20 protein-coding genes are annotated in these 18,838 nt (G+C 69.4%); 7 read left to right on the forward strand and 13 right to left on the reverse strand.

The features are described from left to right. Positions 1-38: 38 nt before the first annotated feature. The 8 genes from ACWD68_RS25655 to ACWD68_RS25690 form a co-directional block, all read right to left on the reverse strand. Entirely contained in the window at positions 39-689 is a 651-nt protein-coding gene (locus ACWD68_RS25655) for an antibiotic biosynthesis monooxygenase family protein (RefSeq protein WP_451808800.1), read from the reverse strand. A 184-nt stretch (positions 690-873) separates the two neighbouring features. Then, entirely contained in the window at positions 874-2,460 is a 1,587-nt protein-coding gene (locus ACWD68_RS25660; RefSeq protein ID WP_451808801.1) for an MFS transporter, read from the reverse strand. A 70-nt stretch (positions 2,461-2,530) separates the two neighbouring features. After that, positions 2,531-3,508, reverse strand: coding sequence for a DUF6081 family protein (locus ACWD68_RS25665; protein ID WP_451808802.1), 978 nt, complete (start codon positions 3,506-3,508; stop codon positions 2,531-2,533). A gap of 2 nt (positions 3,509-3,510) precedes the next feature. Then, a complete protein-coding gene (locus tag ACWD68_RS25670; RefSeq protein WP_451808803.1) occupies positions 3,511-4,668 on the reverse strand; it encodes an acyl-CoA dehydrogenase family protein in 1,158 nt (385 codons plus the stop codon). Positions 4,669-4,717: 49 nt separating this feature from the next. Then, positions 4,718-5,302, reverse strand: a complete 585-nt coding sequence (locus ACWD68_RS25675) for an NADPH-dependent FMN reductase (protein ID WP_451808804.1) — start codon at positions 5,300-5,302, stop codon at positions 4,718-4,720. A 220-nt stretch (positions 5,303-5,522) separates the two neighbouring features. Continuing rightward, a complete protein-coding gene (locus tag ACWD68_RS25680) occupies positions 5,523-5,987 on the reverse strand; it encodes a nuclear transport factor 2 family protein (protein WP_451808805.1) in 465 nt (154 codons plus the stop codon). Positions 5,988-6,037: 50 nt separating this feature from the next. Then, complete coding sequence (locus tag ACWD68_RS25685) at positions 6,038-6,316, reverse strand: hypothetical protein (RefSeq protein ID WP_451808806.1); 279 nt, start codon at positions 6,314-6,316, stop codon at positions 6,038-6,040. Between the two features lie 153 nt (positions 6,317-6,469). Then, positions 6,470-7,153, reverse strand: coding sequence for a response regulator transcription factor (locus tag ACWD68_RS25690; RefSeq protein WP_451808807.1), 684 nt, complete (start codon positions 7,151-7,153; stop codon positions 6,470-6,472). 437 nt (positions 7,154-7,590) lie between these two features. On the opposite strand from ACWD68_RS25690, the gene ACWD68_RS25695 reads away from it, so the two are divergent. Next, complete coding sequence (locus ACWD68_RS25695; protein ID WP_451808808.1) at positions 7,591-8,157, forward strand: TetR family transcriptional regulator; 567 nt, start codon at positions 7,591-7,593, stop codon at positions 8,155-8,157. A gap of 85 nt (positions 8,158-8,242) precedes the next feature. On the opposite strand, the gene ACWD68_RS25700 is transcribed toward ACWD68_RS25695, so the two are convergent. Continuing rightward, positions 8,243-8,920, reverse strand: a complete 678-nt coding sequence (locus ACWD68_RS25700) for a ScbR family autoregulator-binding transcription factor (RefSeq protein WP_451808809.1) — start codon at positions 8,918-8,920, stop codon at positions 8,243-8,245. A gap of 170 nt (positions 8,921-9,090) precedes the next feature. Here ACWD68_RS25700 and ACWD68_RS25705 point away from each other — a divergent pair, with 170 nt between their 5' ends. The 3 genes from ACWD68_RS25705 to ACWD68_RS25715 all read left to right on the forward strand — a co-directional run bounded on the left by ACWD68_RS25705 (position 9,091) and on the right by ACWD68_RS25715 (position 12,899). Next, a complete protein-coding gene (locus tag ACWD68_RS25705; protein ID WP_451808810.1) occupies positions 9,091-10,074 on the forward strand; it encodes a ScbA/BarX family gamma-butyrolactone biosynthesis protein in 984 nt (327 codons plus the stop codon). 543 nt (positions 10,075-10,617) lie between these two features. Then, the gene (locus ACWD68_RS25710; protein ID WP_451808811.1) at positions 10,618-11,595 is read left to right on the forward strand and encodes an NAD-dependent epimerase/dehydratase family protein; all 978 of its coding nucleotides are present in this window, start codon (positions 10,618-10,620) and stop codon (positions 11,593-11,595) included. A 41-nt stretch (positions 11,596-11,636) separates the two neighbouring features. Further along, the gene (locus ACWD68_RS25715; protein WP_451808812.1) at positions 11,637-12,899 is read left to right on the forward strand and encodes a cytochrome P450 family protein; all 1,263 of its coding nucleotides are present in this window, start codon (positions 11,637-11,639) and stop codon (positions 12,897-12,899) included. A gap of 265 nt (positions 12,900-13,164) precedes the next feature. On the opposite strand, the gene ACWD68_RS25720 is transcribed toward ACWD68_RS25715, so the two are convergent. After that, a complete protein-coding gene (locus ACWD68_RS25720) occupies positions 13,165-13,518 on the reverse strand; it encodes an HflX-like GTP-binding protein (protein ID WP_451808813.1) in 354 nt (117 codons plus the stop codon). A gap of 310 nt (positions 13,519-13,828) precedes the next feature. Continuing rightward, complete coding sequence (locus ACWD68_RS25725; RefSeq protein WP_451808814.1) at positions 13,829-14,140, reverse strand: WhiB family transcriptional regulator; 312 nt, start codon at positions 14,138-14,140, stop codon at positions 13,829-13,831. A gap of 410 nt (positions 14,141-14,550) precedes the next feature. On the opposite strand from ACWD68_RS25725, the gene ACWD68_RS25730 reads away from it, so the two are divergent. Continuing rightward, positions 14,551-14,916 (forward strand): nuclear transport factor 2 family protein, encoded by a 366-nt coding sequence (locus ACWD68_RS25730; RefSeq protein WP_451808815.1) that lies wholly within the window; start codon positions 14,551-14,553, stop codon positions 14,914-14,916. A gap of 67 nt (positions 14,917-14,983) precedes the next feature. On the opposite strand, the gene ACWD68_RS25735 is transcribed toward ACWD68_RS25730, so the two are convergent. Then, entirely contained in the window at positions 14,984-15,889 is a 906-nt protein-coding gene (locus tag ACWD68_RS25735) for a LysR substrate-binding domain-containing protein (protein WP_451808816.1), read from the reverse strand. Positions 15,890-16,029: 140 nt separating this feature from the next. On the opposite strand from ACWD68_RS25735, the gene ACWD68_RS25740 reads away from it, so the two are divergent. Together ACWD68_RS25740 and ACWD68_RS25745 are read left to right on the forward strand one after the other, a co-directional pair. Then, positions 16,030-17,040, forward strand: coding sequence for an aldo/keto reductase (locus ACWD68_RS25740; RefSeq protein ID WP_451808817.1), 1,011 nt, complete (start codon positions 16,030-16,032; stop codon positions 17,038-17,040). Between the two features lie 43 nt (positions 17,041-17,083). Continuing rightward, the gene (locus ACWD68_RS25745) at positions 17,084-17,515 is read left to right on the forward strand and encodes an SRPBCC family protein (RefSeq protein WP_451808818.1); all 432 of its coding nucleotides are present in this window, start codon (positions 17,084-17,086) and stop codon (positions 17,513-17,515) included. 134 nt (positions 17,516-17,649) lie between these two features. Here the strand turns inward: ACWD68_RS25745 and ACWD68_RS25750 are convergent, their stop codons facing one another. After that, a complete protein-coding gene (locus ACWD68_RS25750) occupies positions 17,650-18,681 on the reverse strand; it encodes an Lrp/AsnC family transcriptional regulator (protein ID WP_451808819.1) in 1,032 nt (343 codons plus the stop codon). Positions 18,682-18,838: the final 157 nt, after the last annotated feature.

Below are 18,838 nucleotides of genomic sequence, written 5' to 3' on the forward strand. Positions count from 1 at the left end.
GACGCGTGTCGGACCGCGGGTCGGGGACCGTCAGGCCCTCAGACCTTGGTCGCCTCGGTGACGTAGGCGATCTTCAGCGTGTACTCGCGTACGTCGATGCCGTCCAGCGCGGCGGGCTCGGCGCCCTGCGCGGCGCGGAAGGCCCGGTAGGCGTCCTCGCTCTGCCACTGCGAGTAGCTGACGACGGACTCGCCCTCGAAGTCCCGGTGCACGCTGTGGGATATGTAGCCCGGCGTCGCGTCGAGCCCCGCGTCGGGCTGTGCCACCGCCTCGAGCAGCTTCTCCTGCTGGGACTTCGACCGGGTGCGGGCCACCTCGATGACGGTGAAGACGTCCTGCTGCTCCGAGATCTCGATGGTCGGATCGTCCAGCTTCGGGTTCCGCTGGGTGAAGACGACCTCGCAGTGGATGCTGTCGAACGTCGCGAAGGTCAGGACCTCCTTGAAACGCTCCTGACGGCCCGGGTCGACGAGGATGTTCTCCCAGGCGGCCTTGTCACGCCACTGTATGTAGCTGATGACGGAGTTGCCGTCGTGGCTGAGGTGCGCGTTGACGGACACGAGTCCGGTCCGCTCGTCGGCGGCGCCGAGACTCTGCCAGATGTCGATCAGCCGGTGCTGGTGCTCCGGGGACGTCTCGAAGATGTTGACCAGTGTGTAGTACTGGTCCTTGACACTGATCCTCGTCATGCGAGGAACCTCCTTGTCGTTCCCGGCATGCCGGGGGGCGAGTGGTTCGGGGGCCTGTCCGGCGGACCGGACCGGCGGTGCCGGATCGGCACCGGGTGGGCGGGGCTCGGCGAGACGCCGACGCTCGGATGCGCGTACCGAGCCCCGCGGGCTCCGGCGGGATCCGCCGGACAGGTCCTGGTTCCTAGTTCTGGGCGCCGGTGGGCACGGTCTCCTCGGTGATGCCGACCGGCTGCGGCTCGGGCTGGACCGACGGCGCGGGAAGCGCCCTGCGCAGCAGCACGGCGACCAGGGCGGCCATCGCGAGGAGTACGCCGATGGAGACGAAGGAGGCGATCTCCATACCGTGGGCGAAGGCGTCGTGGGCGGCCGCGCTCAGCTCGCCGCCGACCCGGCCGGGGAGTTCGCCGGCCACGGCGGCGGCCTCGGAGACGCTGTTGCGCGCCGCCTCGTGCGCCGCTCCGGTGACACCGGAGGGCAGGTTGTCGTCGAGGGTGGAGCCGTAGATCGCGGTCGCCAGGCTGCCGACGAGGGCGATGCCGACCGCGCCGCCCAGTTCGTTGGTGGTGGAGGCCAGTGCGGACGCGGCGCCGGCCCGCTCGACGGGGGCCGCCTGGACGATGGTGCCGATCCCGAGCGCCATCACCGGGGCGAGACCGATGAACATGATCGCGGACGAGACGACCACCAGCGCCGTGCCGGAGTTGCCGTCGATCTGCGTCAGCACGCCGAAGCCGACCGAGCCGACCAGCAGACCGGCGATCAGCACGGGCGGTGTACCGATCTTCTGGGAGACGCCGGTACCGACGATCGCGGCGATGATGCCGGGGATGATGACCGGGAGCTGCCACAGACCCGCTTCGGCCGGCGACATGCCGAGCACGACCTGCATGTAGGTGGCCAGCAGGTACTGGATGCCCATCATCAGGCCGGTGGTCAGCAGCAGGGTGCCGACCGAGACCGAGAAGGCGGCGCGGGAGAACAGCGTGATGTCCATGAGCGGGGCGGACAGGCCGCGCTGGCGCAGCACGAAGGCCACACCGAAGGCCAGGCCGATCACGAGGCTCAGCGCGGGCAAGATCTCGAATCCGTCGCGGGCCAGCTCCTTGATGCCATAGACCGCGGGCAGGATCGCGGCCAGCGACATGACCAGGCTCAGCAGGTCGACACGGCCGCCGGCCGGGTCCTTGTACTCGGGCAGCAGGAGCGGTCCGGCGATCAGCAGCAGGACCATGACCGGGACGGCCAGCAGGAAGGGCGCGCCCCACCAGAAGTGGTCCAGCAGAAGTCCACCGGCGATCGGTCCGACGATTCCGCCGACCATGAACGACGTGGTCCAGATGGTGACCGCGGTCGTGCTCTCCTTCTCGTCCCGGAACATGACGCGCAGCAGCGACAGGGTCGACGGGGCGAGGGTGGCGGCCGAGACGCCGAGCAGGGCTCGGGCGGCGATGAGCATCTCGGGGCTGTTGGCCTCCGCCGTGAGCACCGAGGCGACTCCGAAGAGCACGGCTCCGATCAGGAGCAGCCTGCGGCGCCCGATGCGCTCGCCGAGGGTGCCCATGGTGATCAGGAAGCCGGCGATCAGGAAGCCGTAGATGTCGCTGGCCCACAGCAGCTGGCTGCTGCTCGGGTCCAGGTCGGCCGTCAGCTTGGGGACGGCCATGAACAGCAGTGTCAGGTCCATGGTCGTGAGCAGGGCCGGCAGGCAGAGGACTACCAGACCGATCCACTCACGGCGGCCCGCCTTCGCGGGCGTTACTGCATTCACAACGAATTCCTTTACTACTGAATGGGGGGATGGCGGAGTTGTCAGGACCGCTGAGGCCGGGGGCCCGGACTCAGACGGCGGTGACCGAGACGTCACGCACGTTCAGCGCGACGCCCTGGCCCCACAGGCGGTTGGCGGAGATGCTCTGTTCGTCGAGGAACTTCTGCGGCCAGGGCGCACCGGACCGCGGGTTGACGTAATGGGCGGGCGCCGAGTCGATGCGCACCAGGCCGGTGCCGTCGGCGTCCAGGGCTCCGTCGAGCAGGGTGAACATGCCGATGCCGGTGATCAGTTGGCGCGGGGAGACGTCCTCCGGCTCTCCCGCGTGGTCGAGCAGCTGGTGCGCCCGGTCCAGGACCGGGTGTCCGATCCGGTCGACCGAGAGAACCTCCCGGCCGTTCACCTCCCAGGTGACCGTGGAGCGTGCGCGGTCCAGCGTGATCCGCAGCATGTCGACGTCTCCGGGCGCCCGTTCGGCGACGGGCACGGCGTACGTGTACGCCGCGTAGGTGGTTCCGGGTATGCGGAGCCGCTCGTAGTTCGCGTACACCTGGGTGTTGGTGACGAAGAATCCGAATATCGACGCGCTCTCCACGTCCGCCGTGATCATCGAGCCGCAGGCCAGCCGGGGATCGGCCTGCGCGTCGGTGACCGCCGCTCCGAACGGGTGGTCCTCCGTGCCGTAGGTGGACACCGCGAGGGTGGTGGTGCAGACGAGGGCGCCGGTCGCGGGGACGTCGAAGCCGGGCAGTCCGGTCGCGGCCGTACGGTTCGGCATGGCCGTCCACTTGACGTGGTCCCGGGTGCCCTCGCCCCCGTCCGCCTGCTGGCCGGTCGTCGAGACGAAGGCGGGGGCGCCGGTGCGCGGGTTGACGCCGGTGGGCACCACGGCGAGACCGAGCGCGGACGCGTGGGCGACTCCGTCGCCGCCCGGGACGCCCGCGGCGTCCTGGGTGTGCCAGGCGGCGTCCGGGCCGGTGGCGGAGAAGCCGTTCTGGAAGGTCTCGTGGAACAGCCGGCCGCTCTGGACGGCTCCCAAGGTGCTCATGATCAGGAACTCTTCTCGGCTCGGGCGGCGTCGAGCGGACCGCGGGTGAAGGCCAGCGCGGCGGGTTCGAACTGCAGCACCATGTGACTGGCGGCGGAGTTCGCGTCCCTCCAGACGCGCTGCAGCGGGTCGGAGGCGGACTGGCTGCGGGTGCCGCCGCCGCGGAAGAGGGCGTCCACGGCTCCGACGAGCAGCTGGGTGGCCAGTGCGCAGTCCCGGCGGTTGCGCACCAGGACGTCGTCGGTGGCCTTCGCCCGGTCGACGCTCTGGGCGGCGCGGGTCAGCAGCAGGCCGGCCGCGTCGATCTCACCGGCCGCCCGGGCGTGGGCTATCCGCTGGGTGTCGCTCGGCTCGGTGCCACGTGCCGCCTTCTCGGTGAGCGCGCGTGCCGAGAGCTTCAGCGCGCCCCGGGCCGCACCCAGGATCGGTGCGGCGAAGGTGAGGCCGTTGACGGCGAACAGCGGCTGGGAGTGGCGGAGTTCGTCCGAGACGGCGCGGTTGCCCGCCCACATGTCGTCCATGAGGAAGGTCCGGTGCGCCGGGACGAACACCTCGTCCACGACGAGTGTGTGGCTGCCGGTCGCCCGCATGCCGACCGTGTCCCAGGTCTCCTCGATCCGGTAGACGCTGCGGGGTACGGCGAAGAAGCGGGCCTGCGGCTTGTCGTCGGGCCCCGGCACCATGGCCATCACCAGGGCCCAGTCGGAGAACTCGACGCCGCTGGCGTAGGTCCAGCTCCCGGACAGGTGCCAGCCGCTGTCGTCCGCCCGGGCGGTGGCGGTGGTGGAGACCAGGGAGCTGACCAGTCGGCTGTCGGGGCCGTCCGCCCAGATCTCGGCCTGTGCCTCGGCGGGCAGATAGGCGGCGAAGCGAGCGGTGTAGGCGAGCAGCGAGCCGATCCAGGCGGCGGAGGCGCAGCCTTCGCCGACCGCGGCGACCGCCTCGGTGAGCGTGGCGAAGTCCGTCGGCTCACCGCCGTGCCGGGCCGGGACCAGCGCCCTGCTGAAGCCGGCCTCGACCAGTGCCTCCACCACGTCGGCGGAGAGCCGTCGTTCGCGGTCGGCCCGGGCCGCGTGGCGGCCCGCCGGCACACCTGCGGCCCGTGCGGCGGACACGAAGGTGTCCGAAGTGGTGCGGGGAGCGAGAAGCATCCCGGTCATGGCTGTCTCATTTCATGAACGTCTCGGCTGAGAGCGGGGCGGGGCCGGCTCAGGCGCGGTAGGGACGCTTGGCGCGCGCCTCGCGCAGCGCGGTGCCCCACCACACGAGCTGGTCGAGCATGGTCTTGGTCGCGGCGGAGCAGCCCGCCGGCTCCTTGGGGCTTCCGTCCGCGTCGAACGTGGCGGCGGCGCCGTGGAAGCTGACCGTGTCGCGCAGGGTGACGGCGTGCATCTCGGCGTAGACCTGCCGCAGTTGCTCGACCGCGCGCAGACCGCCGGAGAGGCCGCCGTAGGAGACGAAGCCGATCGGCTTGGCCTGCCACTGCGTGTAGTTCCAGTCGATCGCGACCTTGAGCGGAGCGGGGAAGCTGTGGTTGTACTCGGGGGTCAGGACGACGAACGCCTCGGCCGCCTCCAGCCGGGCGCTGAGGGCCGCTGCCGTCGCCGCGTCCGCCGGCTCCGGGGCATCGGTCACCGCCACCGGCAACGGGTACTCGGCGAGGTCGACGATGTCCAGCTCGATGCCGTCGTTCTGCCGGGCCTCTTCGGCGAACCATTTCGCGATGGTGGGACCGAACCGGGTGGCGCGGGTGCTCCCGATCACCAGGGCTACTCGGAGACTTTCCTCGGACATGGGGATCCTCACGGTTGAAGGTGTGCTGTGCGGGTGGGGGCGCGCCACCCGGTGGTCCGGGCACGGCGGAGCGGTACGCCCCCGCGTCGGGCTCTGTGGAGTGCGGTGCGGTGCGGCGGGCCGTCCCCACGTCACCGCCGCACCGCCCCGGCACCCGCTGCCGGTACGACCGTGGTCTCCGCTACTGCCACGGCCGTACCGGGGTCGGTGTCGCCGGAGGTCAGACGACCTGGCGGCGGGCGCCCTGGGCGTCGCGCGGCGACCACCACAGTGCGGTGGTCTCGGCGCCGGGGCCCAGGACGGTCCAACGGCCTTCCACGATGCGGCCGTTGTTCCAGCGCAGCAGGTGCAGCGCCTCGACCGCGAAGGTGTCGTAGGGGGAGGTGCTGTCCGCCTCGGCCCCGGCGCGCACCGCCGTGATGTGGTTGACGTCGACCGAGTAGCCGGCTTCGGGGTTCACCAGGACGGTCACGTTCTCGCCGTGCATCGTTCCGCCGGAGAGCCTGAACATGTTCCCGAAGAACTCCAGGAAGGCGTCAAGACCCTCGTACCAGCCGGAGTAGGCGTGCAGTCCGGGTACTTCGAAGCGCACGTTCTCGTCCCAGAATTCGGTTATCTTCGCCCGGTCCCCGGTACCGAGGGATGCCCAGGCGGCGCCGACGCGTTCGGCAGTGAGATCAGACATGGATCTTCGTTCCTTTCGAAGTGTGTTGATTCGGGCGGCTGCCGGTTGGGTCATACGCCGAGAAATGCTGCACCGGTGGCGTCGACGCGTGCGCCGGTGATCATTTGATTGCTCACCAGGATGTCGATCTCCGCCTTTCCGGACGGCTCCGAGAGCGCCTGAAAAGGACCGCGGTAACTTGCGGCGGCAGCATTCGGCAGGGCGGTGTCGGCCCGTACGGTGAATGTCCTGCCGCCCGCCGCTTCAAGGGACTTGACGACCTCGTGAGCAGCCATGACGTCGTGCTCTTGGTCCACCACGTCACTGCTGTCGCTCTCGGGATTTCCCACGGGAATCCTCCTTGAAGACGGCCGGAAAACCGTTCCTAGGACCGCTGAGCACTTACTGGTTGCCATATCGGTACGCCCCGCGAGGGAGAACTCGACGGCGGGCACCGTCAGTCAGTAGCCTGAAAAGCCGAACCGGCAGATGGAGAGCCGGAGTCAGCGACTGTCGGCGGGTTCGAAGCACAGTCCGACACCGCGTATCGTCGTTATCCACTCATCGGGTCCGAGTTTTCTGCGCAGGCTGGCCACATGGGTGTCGATCGTGCGGCTGGGCGGGGACCAGTGCTCCCCCCACACCTGGCTCATCAGCTGACGCCGCGACACCACCGCGCCCGGCTGTGAGGCCAGCAGGCAGAGCAGGTCGAATTCCTTGCGGGTGCACTCCACGCGCCGGCCGCGCAGCGTGACCTCCCGCACCTTCATGTCTATGCGGAGCGACCCCCACTCCATGACATCCACCGCGCGGTCCTGGCGCAGGCTGCGACGCATCACCGCACCGATGCGCGCCGTCAACTCCCGCAGGTCGTAAGGCTTGAGGAGGCAGTCGTCCGCCCCTGCCTCAAGGACGAGTACCTGGTCCCACTCACTGCGGCGGCATGTGAACGCGATGATGGGCGTGTCCCCTGCCGCCCGGATCGCCGCGCACACGTCGAGACCGTGCAGGTCCGACAACTCCAGATCCAGCAGGACCAGATCAGCGTGCTCGTACATCTCCAGCGCCTTGCTGCCGCTGTCGACACTGACAACGTCGCAGCCCTGCCGCTTGAGGCTGTGAGCGATTCCCCGTTGTGCGTGCACATCACTTTCGACCACGAGCACACGCCACGCCACTTCAGCCACGTGTACTCCCGACCTGAGACCCGGCCCTTCCCACGACGCGCTGCGTTGCGCACCGGAAGTGCGGTGACGGTGATGCATGCCGCGTGTTCTGTGCCGAACTATGCCCGGCTGGCTCATGCGACGTTCCCCCTGTTCCTGCGTGGACACCCACGCCGAAATCGTTCAAGCACCGCCAGACTACAAACCGACACGCATGTATGTCAACGCGGCTCGAGTGGCTTGGAGCACACCCTGTCGGGCCCGATCGACGCCGAAAAAACGGTCATACAGCCATCAAACGACCAAGGTCCATTTGCCGGCACCCGGTCCGACGGCCGATAAAAGCCCCGAACGAGCAGGATAAAGATACAGGCGTGAATGTTATATTCGCCTCCCTTGCGGCGCGGATCCGGATCCGACGGCACCGCAAGCCACCTGCACGAACGTGAGGAGTCGGCATGAGAGACAAGGCGGCCCGGACCCGCTCCCGATTGATACGTTCGGCCGCGACGGTCTTCGCCGAACACGGCTACGCGAGAGCGAAGTTGTCCACCATCGCCGCGGACGCGGGAGTGAGCAGAGGAGCTCTCCACTTCCACTTCCCCAGGAAGGAGGCCCTGGCGGACGCGGTGGAGGCATCGGCGGCCGAGAGGTTCGCGGAAGTCACGAGCGACTGGGACAAGAGCGCCGCGCAGGGCCTGTCGCAAGCCGTCCAGGCGTTCGCCGACCTCTACCGGCGGGATGTCACCTTCCGCGCCGGAGTACTCCTGAGCTGCGAAAAGGACCGGAAGTCCACGGTGAACCTGATCCAGCGGTGGGAGGAGTACGTGACGACCGCCGTCGCGGCCGCGGAGCGCGGGTCACCCTTCTCCCGCTCCGGCGCGGCGCGGCACGCTTCCAGCGCCATCGTCGCCATGACCGTCGGGCTGGCGTTCCTGTGGCATGACAACGAGCAGTGGCTCGCCGAGTCAACCGTCAGCGGTGTATGGAATCTGCTGCCACCCCTTGTCGGCCGCATGGGCTGAGGAAGCGGCGCGACCGGGGGCCCACCCCTCGACGGGTGGGCCCCCATACTTCGAAGTTTGTTCGACAAGCCGAACACGCCGAGAGTCAGCAGTCGCCGTGTTCGCTCTCCTCGGCCTCCCGGGCCGCCGCCAGAGCACTCAGCTCCGCCCCGACCTTGAGCCCGCGCTCCGGACTCAGATCGAGCTGCACCAGAACCGAGGGCTCCGCGATGCTGGGAAGCACATGCTTCAGCAGCGCCCGGATCCGCGCCTCCAGGTCCACCCAGCCGGTCATGACCTGCGAGAAGAGCTGCACTCCCGTGAAGCAGGAACACAGCAGCTCGGCCGTCTCCACCAGATCCACATGCGGGCGCAGCTCGCCCTGCGCCCGCGCCTCCTCAAGAATCCGCTGATTGCGCTCGACCCAGCTCCTGAACGGCAGCTTCCGGTCCAGCCCCACCGAGTCCAGCTCGAGCGACAGCCTGACGCTGCCCTGCAGGACGGGGTCTCTGGTCAGTTGACACGCGAAAACGAGCCCGAGATCGACCAGTTCCTGGAGCTTGATGTCCCGGACGACGGCGGGGATGTCCGCCTGGCTGGCGAGTACGGTCCGGGCGAGCTCTTCCTTGGACGAGAAGTGGAAGTACACGGCACCCCGGGTGAGGCCCAGCTTCTTGAGCACGTCGGCGACCGTCGTGGCGCTGTAACCACGTTCGGCGAAGACTGATCCTGCGGCCTCCAGGATCATCCGTCGGGTCGCGAGCCCTCGTTCCTGCGTCGCCATCGGTCCTACCTCCGGGGGTTGTGCGGCCATCTGTGCGGGCGGAGCCGGCTTAACCCACCATTAATCTCACTATGTGAGACACCCCATTGAGCTACATACCGACTCGCACGTATGTTACGTCCCGCTCGAGGTTAACTCGAGCCCAGCTTCAGCATTCCTGGGGGGAAGGCATGCAAGCCATAGCTATATGCACGGAAACGAGACGGGACTCCGGACGAACCGGAACGGACATATCACCCGATATACCGTTCCATCCCGTACCCAAAGAACTGGTGCATCGCACGAACTCGTCCGATGTCCTGCCCGCCGGATGGCGTCCTCTGACCAAGGACCGCTTTCTGATCAGCGTCGCATGGCCACAGGACCACCCGTTCTATACACGAGTGCATGGTAACCACGCGGCGAACCTGATCGGCGAGACCATCCGGCAGTGCGGCCTGTTGCTGGCCCACGCGGCCTACGACGTGCCACTGGGCCACCACTTCGTGATGTGGGACATGACGTACACCCGGGAAGCGGCCCGTCCGGCCGCGCACCCGGGGACCCATCGCATCGAGGTGGAGGTCAGCTGTTCCGACCTTCGCTTCCGCGGTTCCCGTCTGGGGGCCATGACCTGCGAGATGACCCTGCGCGCGGACGGCAGGACCCTGGCGCAGGGGGGCGGTCGCTTCGACATCGTCAGCCCCGCCGCGTACCGCAGGCTGCGCGGGGACCAGATCGAGGCCGGCACCCAGCCGGTTCAGCCCGACTCCGTCCCGCCCGTCACTGTCGGCCGTACCCGGGCGATCGACGTCCTGCTCGCACCGGCTCCCGAGCCGGCGCCCACGACCGACGCGCCGTCGGGCCGATGGCAATTGCGCGCGGACTTCGGACACCCGACCCTGTTCGACCACCGCAATGACCACTATCCGGGGATGGTCCTCGTCGAAGCGGCGTTCCAAGCCGCAAACGCGACCGTCGCACCGGCCCTGCATCACCACACCTCGGCCAAGATCGCCTTCCTCGGCTACGTGGAGTACGGCGCCCCGTGCTGGATCGAGGCCCGCGTCCAACCGGCCGGCTCGGCGCATCTGACGGCGATCGAGGTCACCGGGCGCCAGAGCGACCGTCTGATGTTCACGGCACTGCTCGAAGGCACTTCGGCGCAACGCTGAGAGTCCCTTCGTTCGCTCGCCCGTCATCGAGCGGGGCCCGCGTCACCGTCGACCGGCCCGCTTCTCCCGCGGATCGTCACCACCGCTGTCGGTGAATCCCGTTCCACATCGCTGTCCGCGGCGTCCGGTACACCACTGACCTGCGCTGTTCGATTCCCGTCACCGTCACTGACGCCTGGTGGCGCCCCCTCGCATGCCCTGTGCACAGGGCTTCCGCACGGGTGCCGCCAGGCGGTTCACGCCGGCCCGCCGAAGGTGCCCGCGAGGCCACCGGCCGCGCGACGCCTCGCGGTGCGACGACCCGCGTCAACGACTCCGCTCCAGAACAGGAAAGGATCCGACTCCTGTGACGCACATCTTCACGGCCGAGAACATCGGCCGGCCATCCCCGCACACGCACAACTCCCGCCCGCACGCGCTTCGTTCCAACGGTTGCAGCGCCGTCATCGTATCCCGCACAAGCAGAATTGCCTCCGCCCGTGCAGGGTGCTGGCCGATCTCTTTCGCAAACAGGCGTGATAGCGAGCGGTGGGTGAACCCGGCATGAGCGACGGCTCGTCCACCATCCTCGTCACCGGTGCGACCGGGTTCATCGGCCATCAGGTCGTCCACCAGTTGCGCGCCCACCCGACCCGGCCGCGGCTGAGGCTGCTGGCCCATGAGACGGACGTACCGGACTGCTGCGCCACCGCGGCCCCCGTCGTCCGGGGCAGCCTCACCGACCCCGCGTCCCTGCGTGATGTGTGCCGCGGTGTCGACACGGTCCTGCACCTCGCCTCGGTGATCACCGAGGACCCGGTACACGCCCACGCCGTCAACGCCGGAGGAGCCGAGAACCTTTTGGCCGAGGCGCGCCGGTCAGGCGTCCCTCGGTTCGTGCGGCTCAGTACCGCCGCCGTCTACGGGCAGGGTCCCCATCAGGGCGAGCCCCGCCCTTCCGAGCGTCCGCTGTCGGTGACCAGCGCCTCGCGGCTCGCGGGCGACAGGAGCGTCCTCGACGCCGGCGGCGTCGTCCTGCGCCCCTATCTGGTCTACGGCGCCGGTGACGTCTGGGTCCTCCCCGCGCTCGTCAAAATGATCACGCTGCTGCCTCGCTGGATCGAGGGAGGGCGGGCCAGGCTGTCACTGATCTCCGTCGACGACCTGGCCCGTGTCACCGCGGCCCTGGCGACCCGGCCGGCGCCGCTTCCCGCGTCCGCCGTCCTGCACGCGGCCCATCCCCGGCCGGTCGCCGTGCGCGACCTCGTCACGACGATCTGCCGGCACCTGGGGCTTCCGCTGCCGCGCGGGGACATGTCGTCGGCGGACCTGGCGGAACGATTCGGTGGCTCGGCCGATCCGGCCCTGGCGCTGAGGCTCGCCCAGTTCGGAACCGACCACTGGTACGACAGCGCTCCGCTGTGGTCCCTGGCCGGACTCGAACCGGGTCCCGGCATCGCGACGCACTTCGCCGCCTGCGCCCCCTGGTACCGCGAACACCTGAGGGACCTCGTGCCCGCCGCCCTGCCTCCGGCCGCGTGAACCGGCCTCCCTGTCACCCCGACCCGAAAGCGGAATCAACGATGCACCCCACGCAGTCCGACCAGCAGCCTGCGACCTGCCCCTTCGCGATCGACCCCACCGGCCGCGACATCCAGGGCGAGATCGGCCGTATCCGTCAACGCGGCCCCGTGACCCGGGTCGAACTCCCCGGGGGCGTACCTGCCTGGTCGGTGACCAGCGCCGATCTGATCAAGCGGCTCCTGCTGGATCCGCGCGTCTCGAAGGACGCCTACCGGCACTGGCCGGCATGGATCGACGGCGAGGTCACCGCGGACTGGCCCCTGTCCATCTGGGTCTCGGTGCAGAACATGGTCACCGCGTACGGCTCCGAGCACACCCGCATGCGCCGCCCGGTCGCCGGCGCGTTCGGCATCCGCCGGGTCAACGCGATGCGGCCCCGCATCGAGAAGATCGTCGACGAGCTGCTGGACCGGCTCGCGGACGTGGCGGCCGCCGCACCCGACTCGGTCGTGGACCTCCGGGAGCACTACGCCCATCCGCTTCCCAGCAGCGTCGTCTCCGAACTCTTCGGCGTTCCCGAGTCGGCGCGCGGGGAACTCCTGCGCATCATCAAGGGGTTCTTCGCGACGACGTCGTCCGCGCAGGAGGCGCAGGACAATGTCGTCCGCCTCTACGCGACCATGAACGACCTCATCGCCCTGAAGCAGCGGGAGCCCGGCGACGACCTGACGACGGACCTGATCGGGGCCCGTGACGACGAGGGCGCGGTGCTGAGCGAGAAGGAGCTCGCGGACAACCTCATCCTGCTGCTCACCGCCGGGTACGAGACGACGGTGAACCTGCTCGACAACGCGGTCACCCGGCTTCTCGCCCATCCCGAACAGCTCGAACGCGTCCGCTCCGGGCAGGCCTCGTGGGACGACGTCATCGACGAGTCGCTGCGCCTGGACGCACCCGGTGCGCACTCCGTACTGCGCTACGCGGTGGAGGACCTGGAGATCGGCGGGGTGACGATCGCACGTGGCGAGGCGATCACGATCTCGTACGCCGCCGCGGGCCGGGATCCCGACCTGCACGGGGAGCACGCCGACCGTTTCGACGTCACCCGCGCCACCCGTGGTGAGCACCTCTCCTTCGGGCACGGTGTGCACTACTGCCTGGGAGCCCAACTGGCCCGTCTGGAAGCGTCCATCGCGCTATCCGCGCTCTTCGCGCGCTTCCCCGGTCTTCGGTCCGCCGTGCCCGTGGACGATCTGCGCCCGCTGGAGTCCTTCATCTCCAACGGCCACCAGGAGGTGCCTGTCCTGCTGACCGCGCCGTGAAGCGGCCCGGGCCCAACCGCCGGTGGGGCCCGGGGCCGACGGCCGTCCTACGCGGACGGACGGCGGTGACGCGGGTGGTGAGGACTTGCCGGGGTTCGTCGTGAGGGTCCACAAGCGGTCGTCCGGACCCTGAACCCGGTCGTCCCGTCCCCCTGCTTCCCGCCCCACCGATGTGCTCGGCCGCTGGAGGGGACTGCGGCGCCCGACGACGGCGCCGCAGTGCTCCCGGCGGTCGACGGCACCCCGGTTCCTCCACGAGCCCGGCTCACCGTGCCGGAAGTCCCTCCGCACGGTGGCGGCCCTCGAAGAGGGATACGGCGGGGCGGCCGAGTATCTCTGTCAGCACACGCCGTTGACGCTCTGTCAGAGACGCGACGAAGACCACTGCGTCGGCATCGGTCCCTGCACAGGCCGCGGCCACTTCGCGGACCTTTCCGGAGCTCAGCAAAGTACGCGAGGAATACGGCAAGGCCATCTTCTTCACCCCGCCGCCCGAGACGCCACGCCGTTGCACGGTCCGCCCGACGATCCGAGCACCGCGCGCTGTCAGTTCCGCGGCCGCCGCATCCATGATGTCGACGAAATTCCGCTCCTTCGCGGAGAAGTAGCCGACGAGCATGACATCGGCCCCCGCCACCTCCACGGTCGCGGACCGGCGCTCCGCGGACCCCGCTCCCCCACGACGGGCCTGGCGCCGGTCGCGCCTTCGGAACTGCTGCATGGCCCACAGGCTAGACGCCGGTCATCTGCGGCGACACGCGATTTCTCGCTGCTCGGGGTTGAAGGGCGGTCGGCGCACGGAACGGCCGGGCGACCCGAGACCGCCCGGACCGGCACAGGTTCAGAACACGAGGCCGGTCACCTTTCCGCGCGGGGCGGCGATCCGAGCGTCACCCCACCAACCGCGTGGAGGTGGATGCGCGGGAACGTCAGCCCGCCCTCTGGGCGACGACCGGGGCGTCGTGGGTGCGCTCGTGTTCCACCCGGGCCGTTTCCAGGAGGCTCCGCCAGGAGGTGACGGTCGGCCGACGGCGCAGCAGGGCCCGGCGCTCGCGCTCGGTCATGCCTCCCCACACACCGTGCTCGATGCGCTGGTCCAGCGCATAGGCGAGGCACTCGGTGAGTACGGGGCAGCCACTGCACAGTATTTTGGCCCGGTTCTGTGCGGCGCCCTCGACGAACAGGTCGTCGGGGTCGGCCGTTCGGCACAGTCCCCGGTCGCTCCAGTCGGTGCTCGTCATCTCGTGATGCCGTCCTCTCCCCTGGCCCCCGCCTGCGAGTTACCCCTCTGCCCTGGGCAACAGGCATATGACACTACGCCTTTTGAGGACCGTCACTCTATCTGCCGTACGTCACCACACCTTCGAGTGAGCGCCGCTTGCCTCCTGCGCACAGCAGCGCTATGGAAGTCCCGGAACGGCCTGCGGTGCGACCCAAAGGCCGACTTGGCGGTTTTGTCGGTCGGTCCGGGCCCTTGTCGCGGTTCCTTTCCGTGTCGTATCCGTCGCTCTGGGCGGAGTTGTGGTTGCGGAGGTTGAATTGATCACGTCCATTTCACCCGTCCTCGTGCGGCGCTCGGCACGTTCACTGTCGGCAGCGGCGAACAGCGTCCGAGGAGGTGCACAGCCGAGGCGGCAGGAAAGCAGGAGTCATGTCCCGGAACAAGCAGACCGTCGAGACCTATCTGGACGGCTTCCGCAAGAACGATCACGCACAGATCCTGAGTTGCCTGACCGACGACATCGAGTGGACCGTGTTCGGCGGCTTCCGTCTGTCCGGCAAGGAGGCGTACGACGCCGCCATCGAGGGCCCCGGCTTCGTACCGCCCCCGCAGCTGGAGGTCGTACGCATGGTCGAGGAGGACGACGTGGTCATGGCCGAGCTCGGCGGATCGGTGAAGCGCGACTCGGGGGAGGTGATGCGCATGTCGATGGCCGAGGTGTTCCGGATGCGCGACGGGAAGATCTGCGAACGCCGCGCGTGGGTGATCGAACTCAAGGAGAACGACTACCGCTGAGGTCGCCGACGGCACCGGTGCCGACCGGTGGAGCGTTCTGGACCTGCGCGGAGGCCGCTGCCTCCCCTCATGTGTCCCCGTTCGCCCGGTCCGCGAGCACCGTCTCGCGGAAGGCTGCCACCACGGGCCGCAGGTCGACCCGGTGCCACGCAGCCCACAGCTGAACGGACCCCTCGTACCAGGGCAGTTCACGCACCGCGAGGCCGTCGGACGTGCCGCGGACCATGCTCTTCTGAACGAGCGCGACGCCCAGACCGGAGGCGACCAGACCCAGCGCGGTGAGCGGGTCGGCCGCATCGAGACGGATGTCCGGCGTGAAGCCGGAGGCGACGCACGAGGCGACGAACGTGTCGCGCCACGCCGGGTCCCGGGCGTCGCCCACCGCGATCCACGGCTGCCCGTCGAGATCGCCGGGCGTCAGCTCCTCACGCCGGGCGAGGGGATGCTTCTCGGGCAGCGCGAGCAGCAGCGGATCCCGCAGCAACGGCGCCGCGTTCAGATCCGGGTCGTCCTCGGGCGGCGGCGTGCGCACCAGCGCGATGTCCAGGCTGCGCTGGCGCAGTCCCTCGAACTGCTCGGACGACTCCTGGTCGTACAGCGCGACGTGGATGCCGGGACGCTCGTCGCGCAGCGTGCGCAAGGCCGAGGGGAGCACGCCGGTATGCATGGCATCGGCCACGTATCCGATGCACAGGCCGCCCTCCTCCCCGCGGCCGAGCCGTCGGCCGAGGTTCTCCAGCCGGTCGGCATGGCGCAGCAACGCCTGCGCCTCGGTCAGGAAGACCCTGCCGTCGGAGGTCAGCCGGATGCGTTGCTGGCTGCGCTCGAAGAGCATGAGGCCCAGGTTCTTCTCGAGCTGGGCGATCTGCCGGCTGAGGGGTGACTGGGAGATGTGCAGCCGCTCGGCGGCGCGGCCGACGTGTTCTGCCTCGGCGACGGCGACGAAATAGCGAAGTTGACGCAGGTCAAGCATGTAGGACCTCGGAGGACTCAACTGTGTCCAAGCAAGTCTTGGACAGTCTCATGTAGGGATCCTAGCCTCGAACACGCAAGGCCGACGGATCACACATTCAGTGATGTATCCGTCCGAACCACCAATGTGAGGACCCCACCATGAGCATCAAGCCCCTCCTGCCCGGCGCGCTCGGCTTCGGCACCGCTCCGCTCGGCAACATGTTCCGTGCCATCCCCGACGAGGAGGCCGCAGCCACCGTCGAGGCAGCGTGGGACCAGGGCATCCGGTACTTCGACACCGCGCCCTTCTACGGCGCGGGCCTCTCCGAGATCCGGCTGGGCGACGTACTGGCGCAGCACCCGCGCGAGGAGTTCGTCCTCAGCACGAAGGTCGGTCGCGTCATTCTCGAAGAGACGGAGGACCCGGCCGCCCGCGACCTCGGCGAGAAGGGGGGCCTCTTCGAACACGGCCGCCCGAACAAGATGGTCAACGACTACACCGCCGATGCCACCCTGCGCTCCATCGAGGACAGTCTCAAGCGTCTTCGGACGGACCGCCTCGACATCGTGTGGGTGCACGATGTCGCGCAGGACTTCTACGGGGACGAGTGGCTGTCCGCCTACGAGAGCGCCCGCACCGGCGCCTTCCGTGTCCTGCAGAAGCTGCGCGAGGAAGGCGTCATCAAGGCCTGGGGCCTCGGCGTCAACCGCGTGGAACCCCTGGAGCTCACCTTGGACCTGGACGAGCCGAAGCCCGACGCCTTCCTCCTCGCGGGGCGCTACACCCTTCTCGACCACGACCGGGCGCTGCAGCGCCTGCTGCCGGCCGCGGCGGCCCAGGACGTCGACATCGTGGTCGGCGGCCCGTACAGCTCGGGCATCCTCGCCGGAGGCACTCACTTCGAGTACCAGAAGGCGCCCGCGCACATCATCGCCAAGGTGGAGCGGATCAAGGCCCTCGCCGAGCGGCACGGCGTCGGCATCAAGTCCGCCGCCCTGCAGTTCTCCCTCGCCCATCCGGCGACAGCCGCCGCGATCCCCGGCGCCACCAGGCCCAGTCGCATCGCCGAGGACGTCACCGCTCTCGGCGAGACGATCCCGGCCGCGTTCTGGAGCGACCTGCGCGAGGAACGGCTGATAGCGCAGGACGCCCCCGTCCCCTCAGTCTGACCTCTGCCGCCCCGCCCACTCCGCCCACTCCCAGGAGAATCCCGTGGCCACGACCACCGCGTCCATCGACATCGCCGCATCACCCGACCGCGTCTGGCAGCTCATCGGCGGCTTCGACTCGCTGCCCGACTGGCTCCCCTACATCCCCACCAGCGAACTGAGCGAAGGCGGACGCCTGCGCCGCCTCGAGAACGAGGAGGGCGAGGTCATCGTCGAGCGGCTCGAAGCCTTCGACAACGACGCCCGCACGTACAGCTACTCGATCCTCCGTGCCCCGTTCCCCGTCAGCGGCTACCGCTCCACTCTCACGGTGCACGAGACGTCCCGCGCGGACACGGCCCGGGTGGAATGGTCCGGCACCTTCACGCCCGACGGCATCGGCGACCAGGATGCCGTCGCCCTGTTCCACGGCATCTACACGCAGGGCCTGGCCGCGCTGAACCAAACCCTCACCCCTCCGCCGGCCTCGGTCTAAGGGTCTAGGGGTCTAGGGGTCTAGGGGTCTAGGGGTCTAGGGGTCTAGGGCAACAGACCCCGCACACCCCGCCTCCGGGCACGGCGGCCGCGTACGGCATGGCGCCGCCTGGTACACCATGGCGCCTGACCGGGTCAGCCCGCGCGCAGTGTCGCCGCCGCCTTGTAGGTGCGCAGCACCGGTGCCGTCTCGATCCGCGTGACGGCATCCCACGCCACCCGTCGCGTCAGGTACTGGTGCAGGGCCTCCGCGTCGCGGCACAACGCGTGGGCGACCAGGTTCGTCGGGCCGGTCGTCGCCGCGACCACGGCGAGTTCCTCGTGGCCGGCCAGCGCTGTCGCCACCGTATCCAGGTGCGCGGGGGCCACCTGCATCCACAACAGCGCGGACACCGTCACGCCCAGCAGGGCCGGATCGATGTCGACGTCGAAGAACAGCGCCTCGCGCGCCCGCAGTTCGGCCAGCCGGCGAGCCGCGGTGGAGGCGGTCGTGCCGGTCGCGGCGGCCAGCTCCGCGTAGCTGAGGCGCGCGTCGTCGCGCAGCGCGGACAGCAGCAGCCGGTCCGCCTCGGTGAGGAGGTACGCCGCGGGGGCGGCACCGGATGCGGCGTCGACGATGCTCCCGGCCTCCGCGGTGCCGGTCTCCCCAGTGCCGCTCTCTGTGCCGGTCTCCGCGCGCAACCGCGCCACCTGGTCCGCGTCGAGAGCCTCGACCCGGCCCCGCCACGCCGTCGGTCCGCCCAGGTAGGTGTGCAGCAGATAGTGCGCCGACACGGCGGTGATCCCGGCGGTACGGGGGATGTCGCGCAGCAGCAAGGCGTGTGCGTCCGGGCCCGCGGGCGCGGCGTGGATGATCGCGACGATCTCCGTGCCACCGGAGGTCAGTCGCACCCAGGAGGTGTCGGGGCGGCGGGCGAGCGCCAGCGCGATGTCGTGCGCACTGCGTGTCGCCGCGGTCAGCCGCACGAACCACTGGTGCGCGCCGGAACTGCGCGGCGTGGGCAGGGCGACCACCCGCAGCCCGGCCTGCGCGTAGAGCCGGCGGTAGCGGCGGACCACGGTCTGCGTCGAGGTGCCGAGGACTTCGGCGACGCGGGTGAACGGCGCCCGCGCGTCCACCTGCAGGGCGTGGATCAAGCCCCGGTCCAGCTCATCCAGTACGAGCATGTTCATCAAACTAGCCGACCTCGATGGAAGTAATCACCGGTGGAGGTCGAGAAAATGGAAGTACGAGGGGAGTGAGCGGCACGGTGGTCACCGGCCGCCTGCCGTTACGGCGACTGCGCCGTCCCGGGCCCGGCCATCACCGACACGTCCGTGCCGT

Source organism: Streptomyces sp. NPDC005141, from assembly GCF_053599975.1.

Coding starts and splice junctions, on each gene's coding strand:
- ACWD68_RS25715 (WP_451808812.1), top strand. CDS start 11,637: ATGCACCCCACGCAGTCCGACCAGCAGCCTGCGACCTGCCCCTTCGCG.
- ACWD68_RS25680 (WP_451808805.1), bottom strand. CDS start 5,987: ATGTCTGATCTCACTGCCGAACGCGTCGGCGCCGCCTGGGCATCCCTC.
- ACWD68_RS25750 (WP_451808819.1), bottom strand. CDS start 18,681: ATGCTCGTACTGGATGAGCTGGACCGGGGCTTGATCCACGCCCTGCAG.
- ACWD68_RS25730 (WP_451808815.1), top strand. CDS start 14,551: ATGTCCCGGAACAAGCAGACCGTCGAGACCTATCTGGACGGCTTCCGC.
- ACWD68_RS25705 (WP_451808810.1), top strand. CDS start 9,091: ATGCAAGCCATAGCTATATGCACGGAAACGAGACGGGACTCCGGACGA.
- ACWD68_RS25675 (WP_451808804.1), bottom strand. CDS start 5,302: ATGTCCGAGGAAAGTCTCCGAGTAGCCCTGGTGATCGGGAGCACCCGC.
- ACWD68_RS25700 (WP_451808809.1), bottom strand. CDS start 8,920: ATGGCGACGCAGGAACGAGGGCTCGCGACCCGACGGATGATCCTGGAG.
- ACWD68_RS25655 (WP_451808800.1), bottom strand. CDS start 689: ATGACGAGGATCAGTGTCAAGGACCAGTACTACACACTGGTCAACATC.
- ACWD68_RS25740 (WP_451808817.1), top strand. CDS start 16,030: ATGAGCATCAAGCCCCTCCTGCCCGGCGCGCTCGGCTTCGGCACCGCT.
- ACWD68_RS25720 (WP_451808813.1), bottom strand. CDS start 13,518: ATGCTCGTCGGCTACTTCTCCGCGAAGGAGCGGAATTTCGTCGACATC.
- ACWD68_RS25695 (WP_451808808.1), top strand. CDS start 7,591: ATGAGAGACAAGGCGGCCCGGACCCGCTCCCGATTGATACGTTCGGCC.
- ACWD68_RS25710 (WP_451808811.1), top strand. CDS start 10,618: ATGAGCGACGGCTCGTCCACCATCCTCGTCACCGGTGCGACCGGGTTC.
- ACWD68_RS25670 (WP_451808803.1), bottom strand. CDS start 4,668: ATGACCGGGATGCTTCTCGCTCCCCGCACCACTTCGGACACCTTCGTG.
- ACWD68_RS25725 (WP_451808814.1), bottom strand. CDS start 14,140: ATGACGAGCACCGACTGGAGCGACCGGGGACTGTGCCGAACGGCCGAC.
- ACWD68_RS25665 (WP_451808802.1), bottom strand. CDS start 3,508: ATGAGCACCTTGGGAGCCGTCCAGAGCGGCCGGCTGTTCCACGAGACC.
- ACWD68_RS25735 (WP_451808816.1), bottom strand. CDS start 15,889: ATGCTTGACCTGCGTCAACTTCGCTATTTCGTCGCCGTCGCCGAGGCA.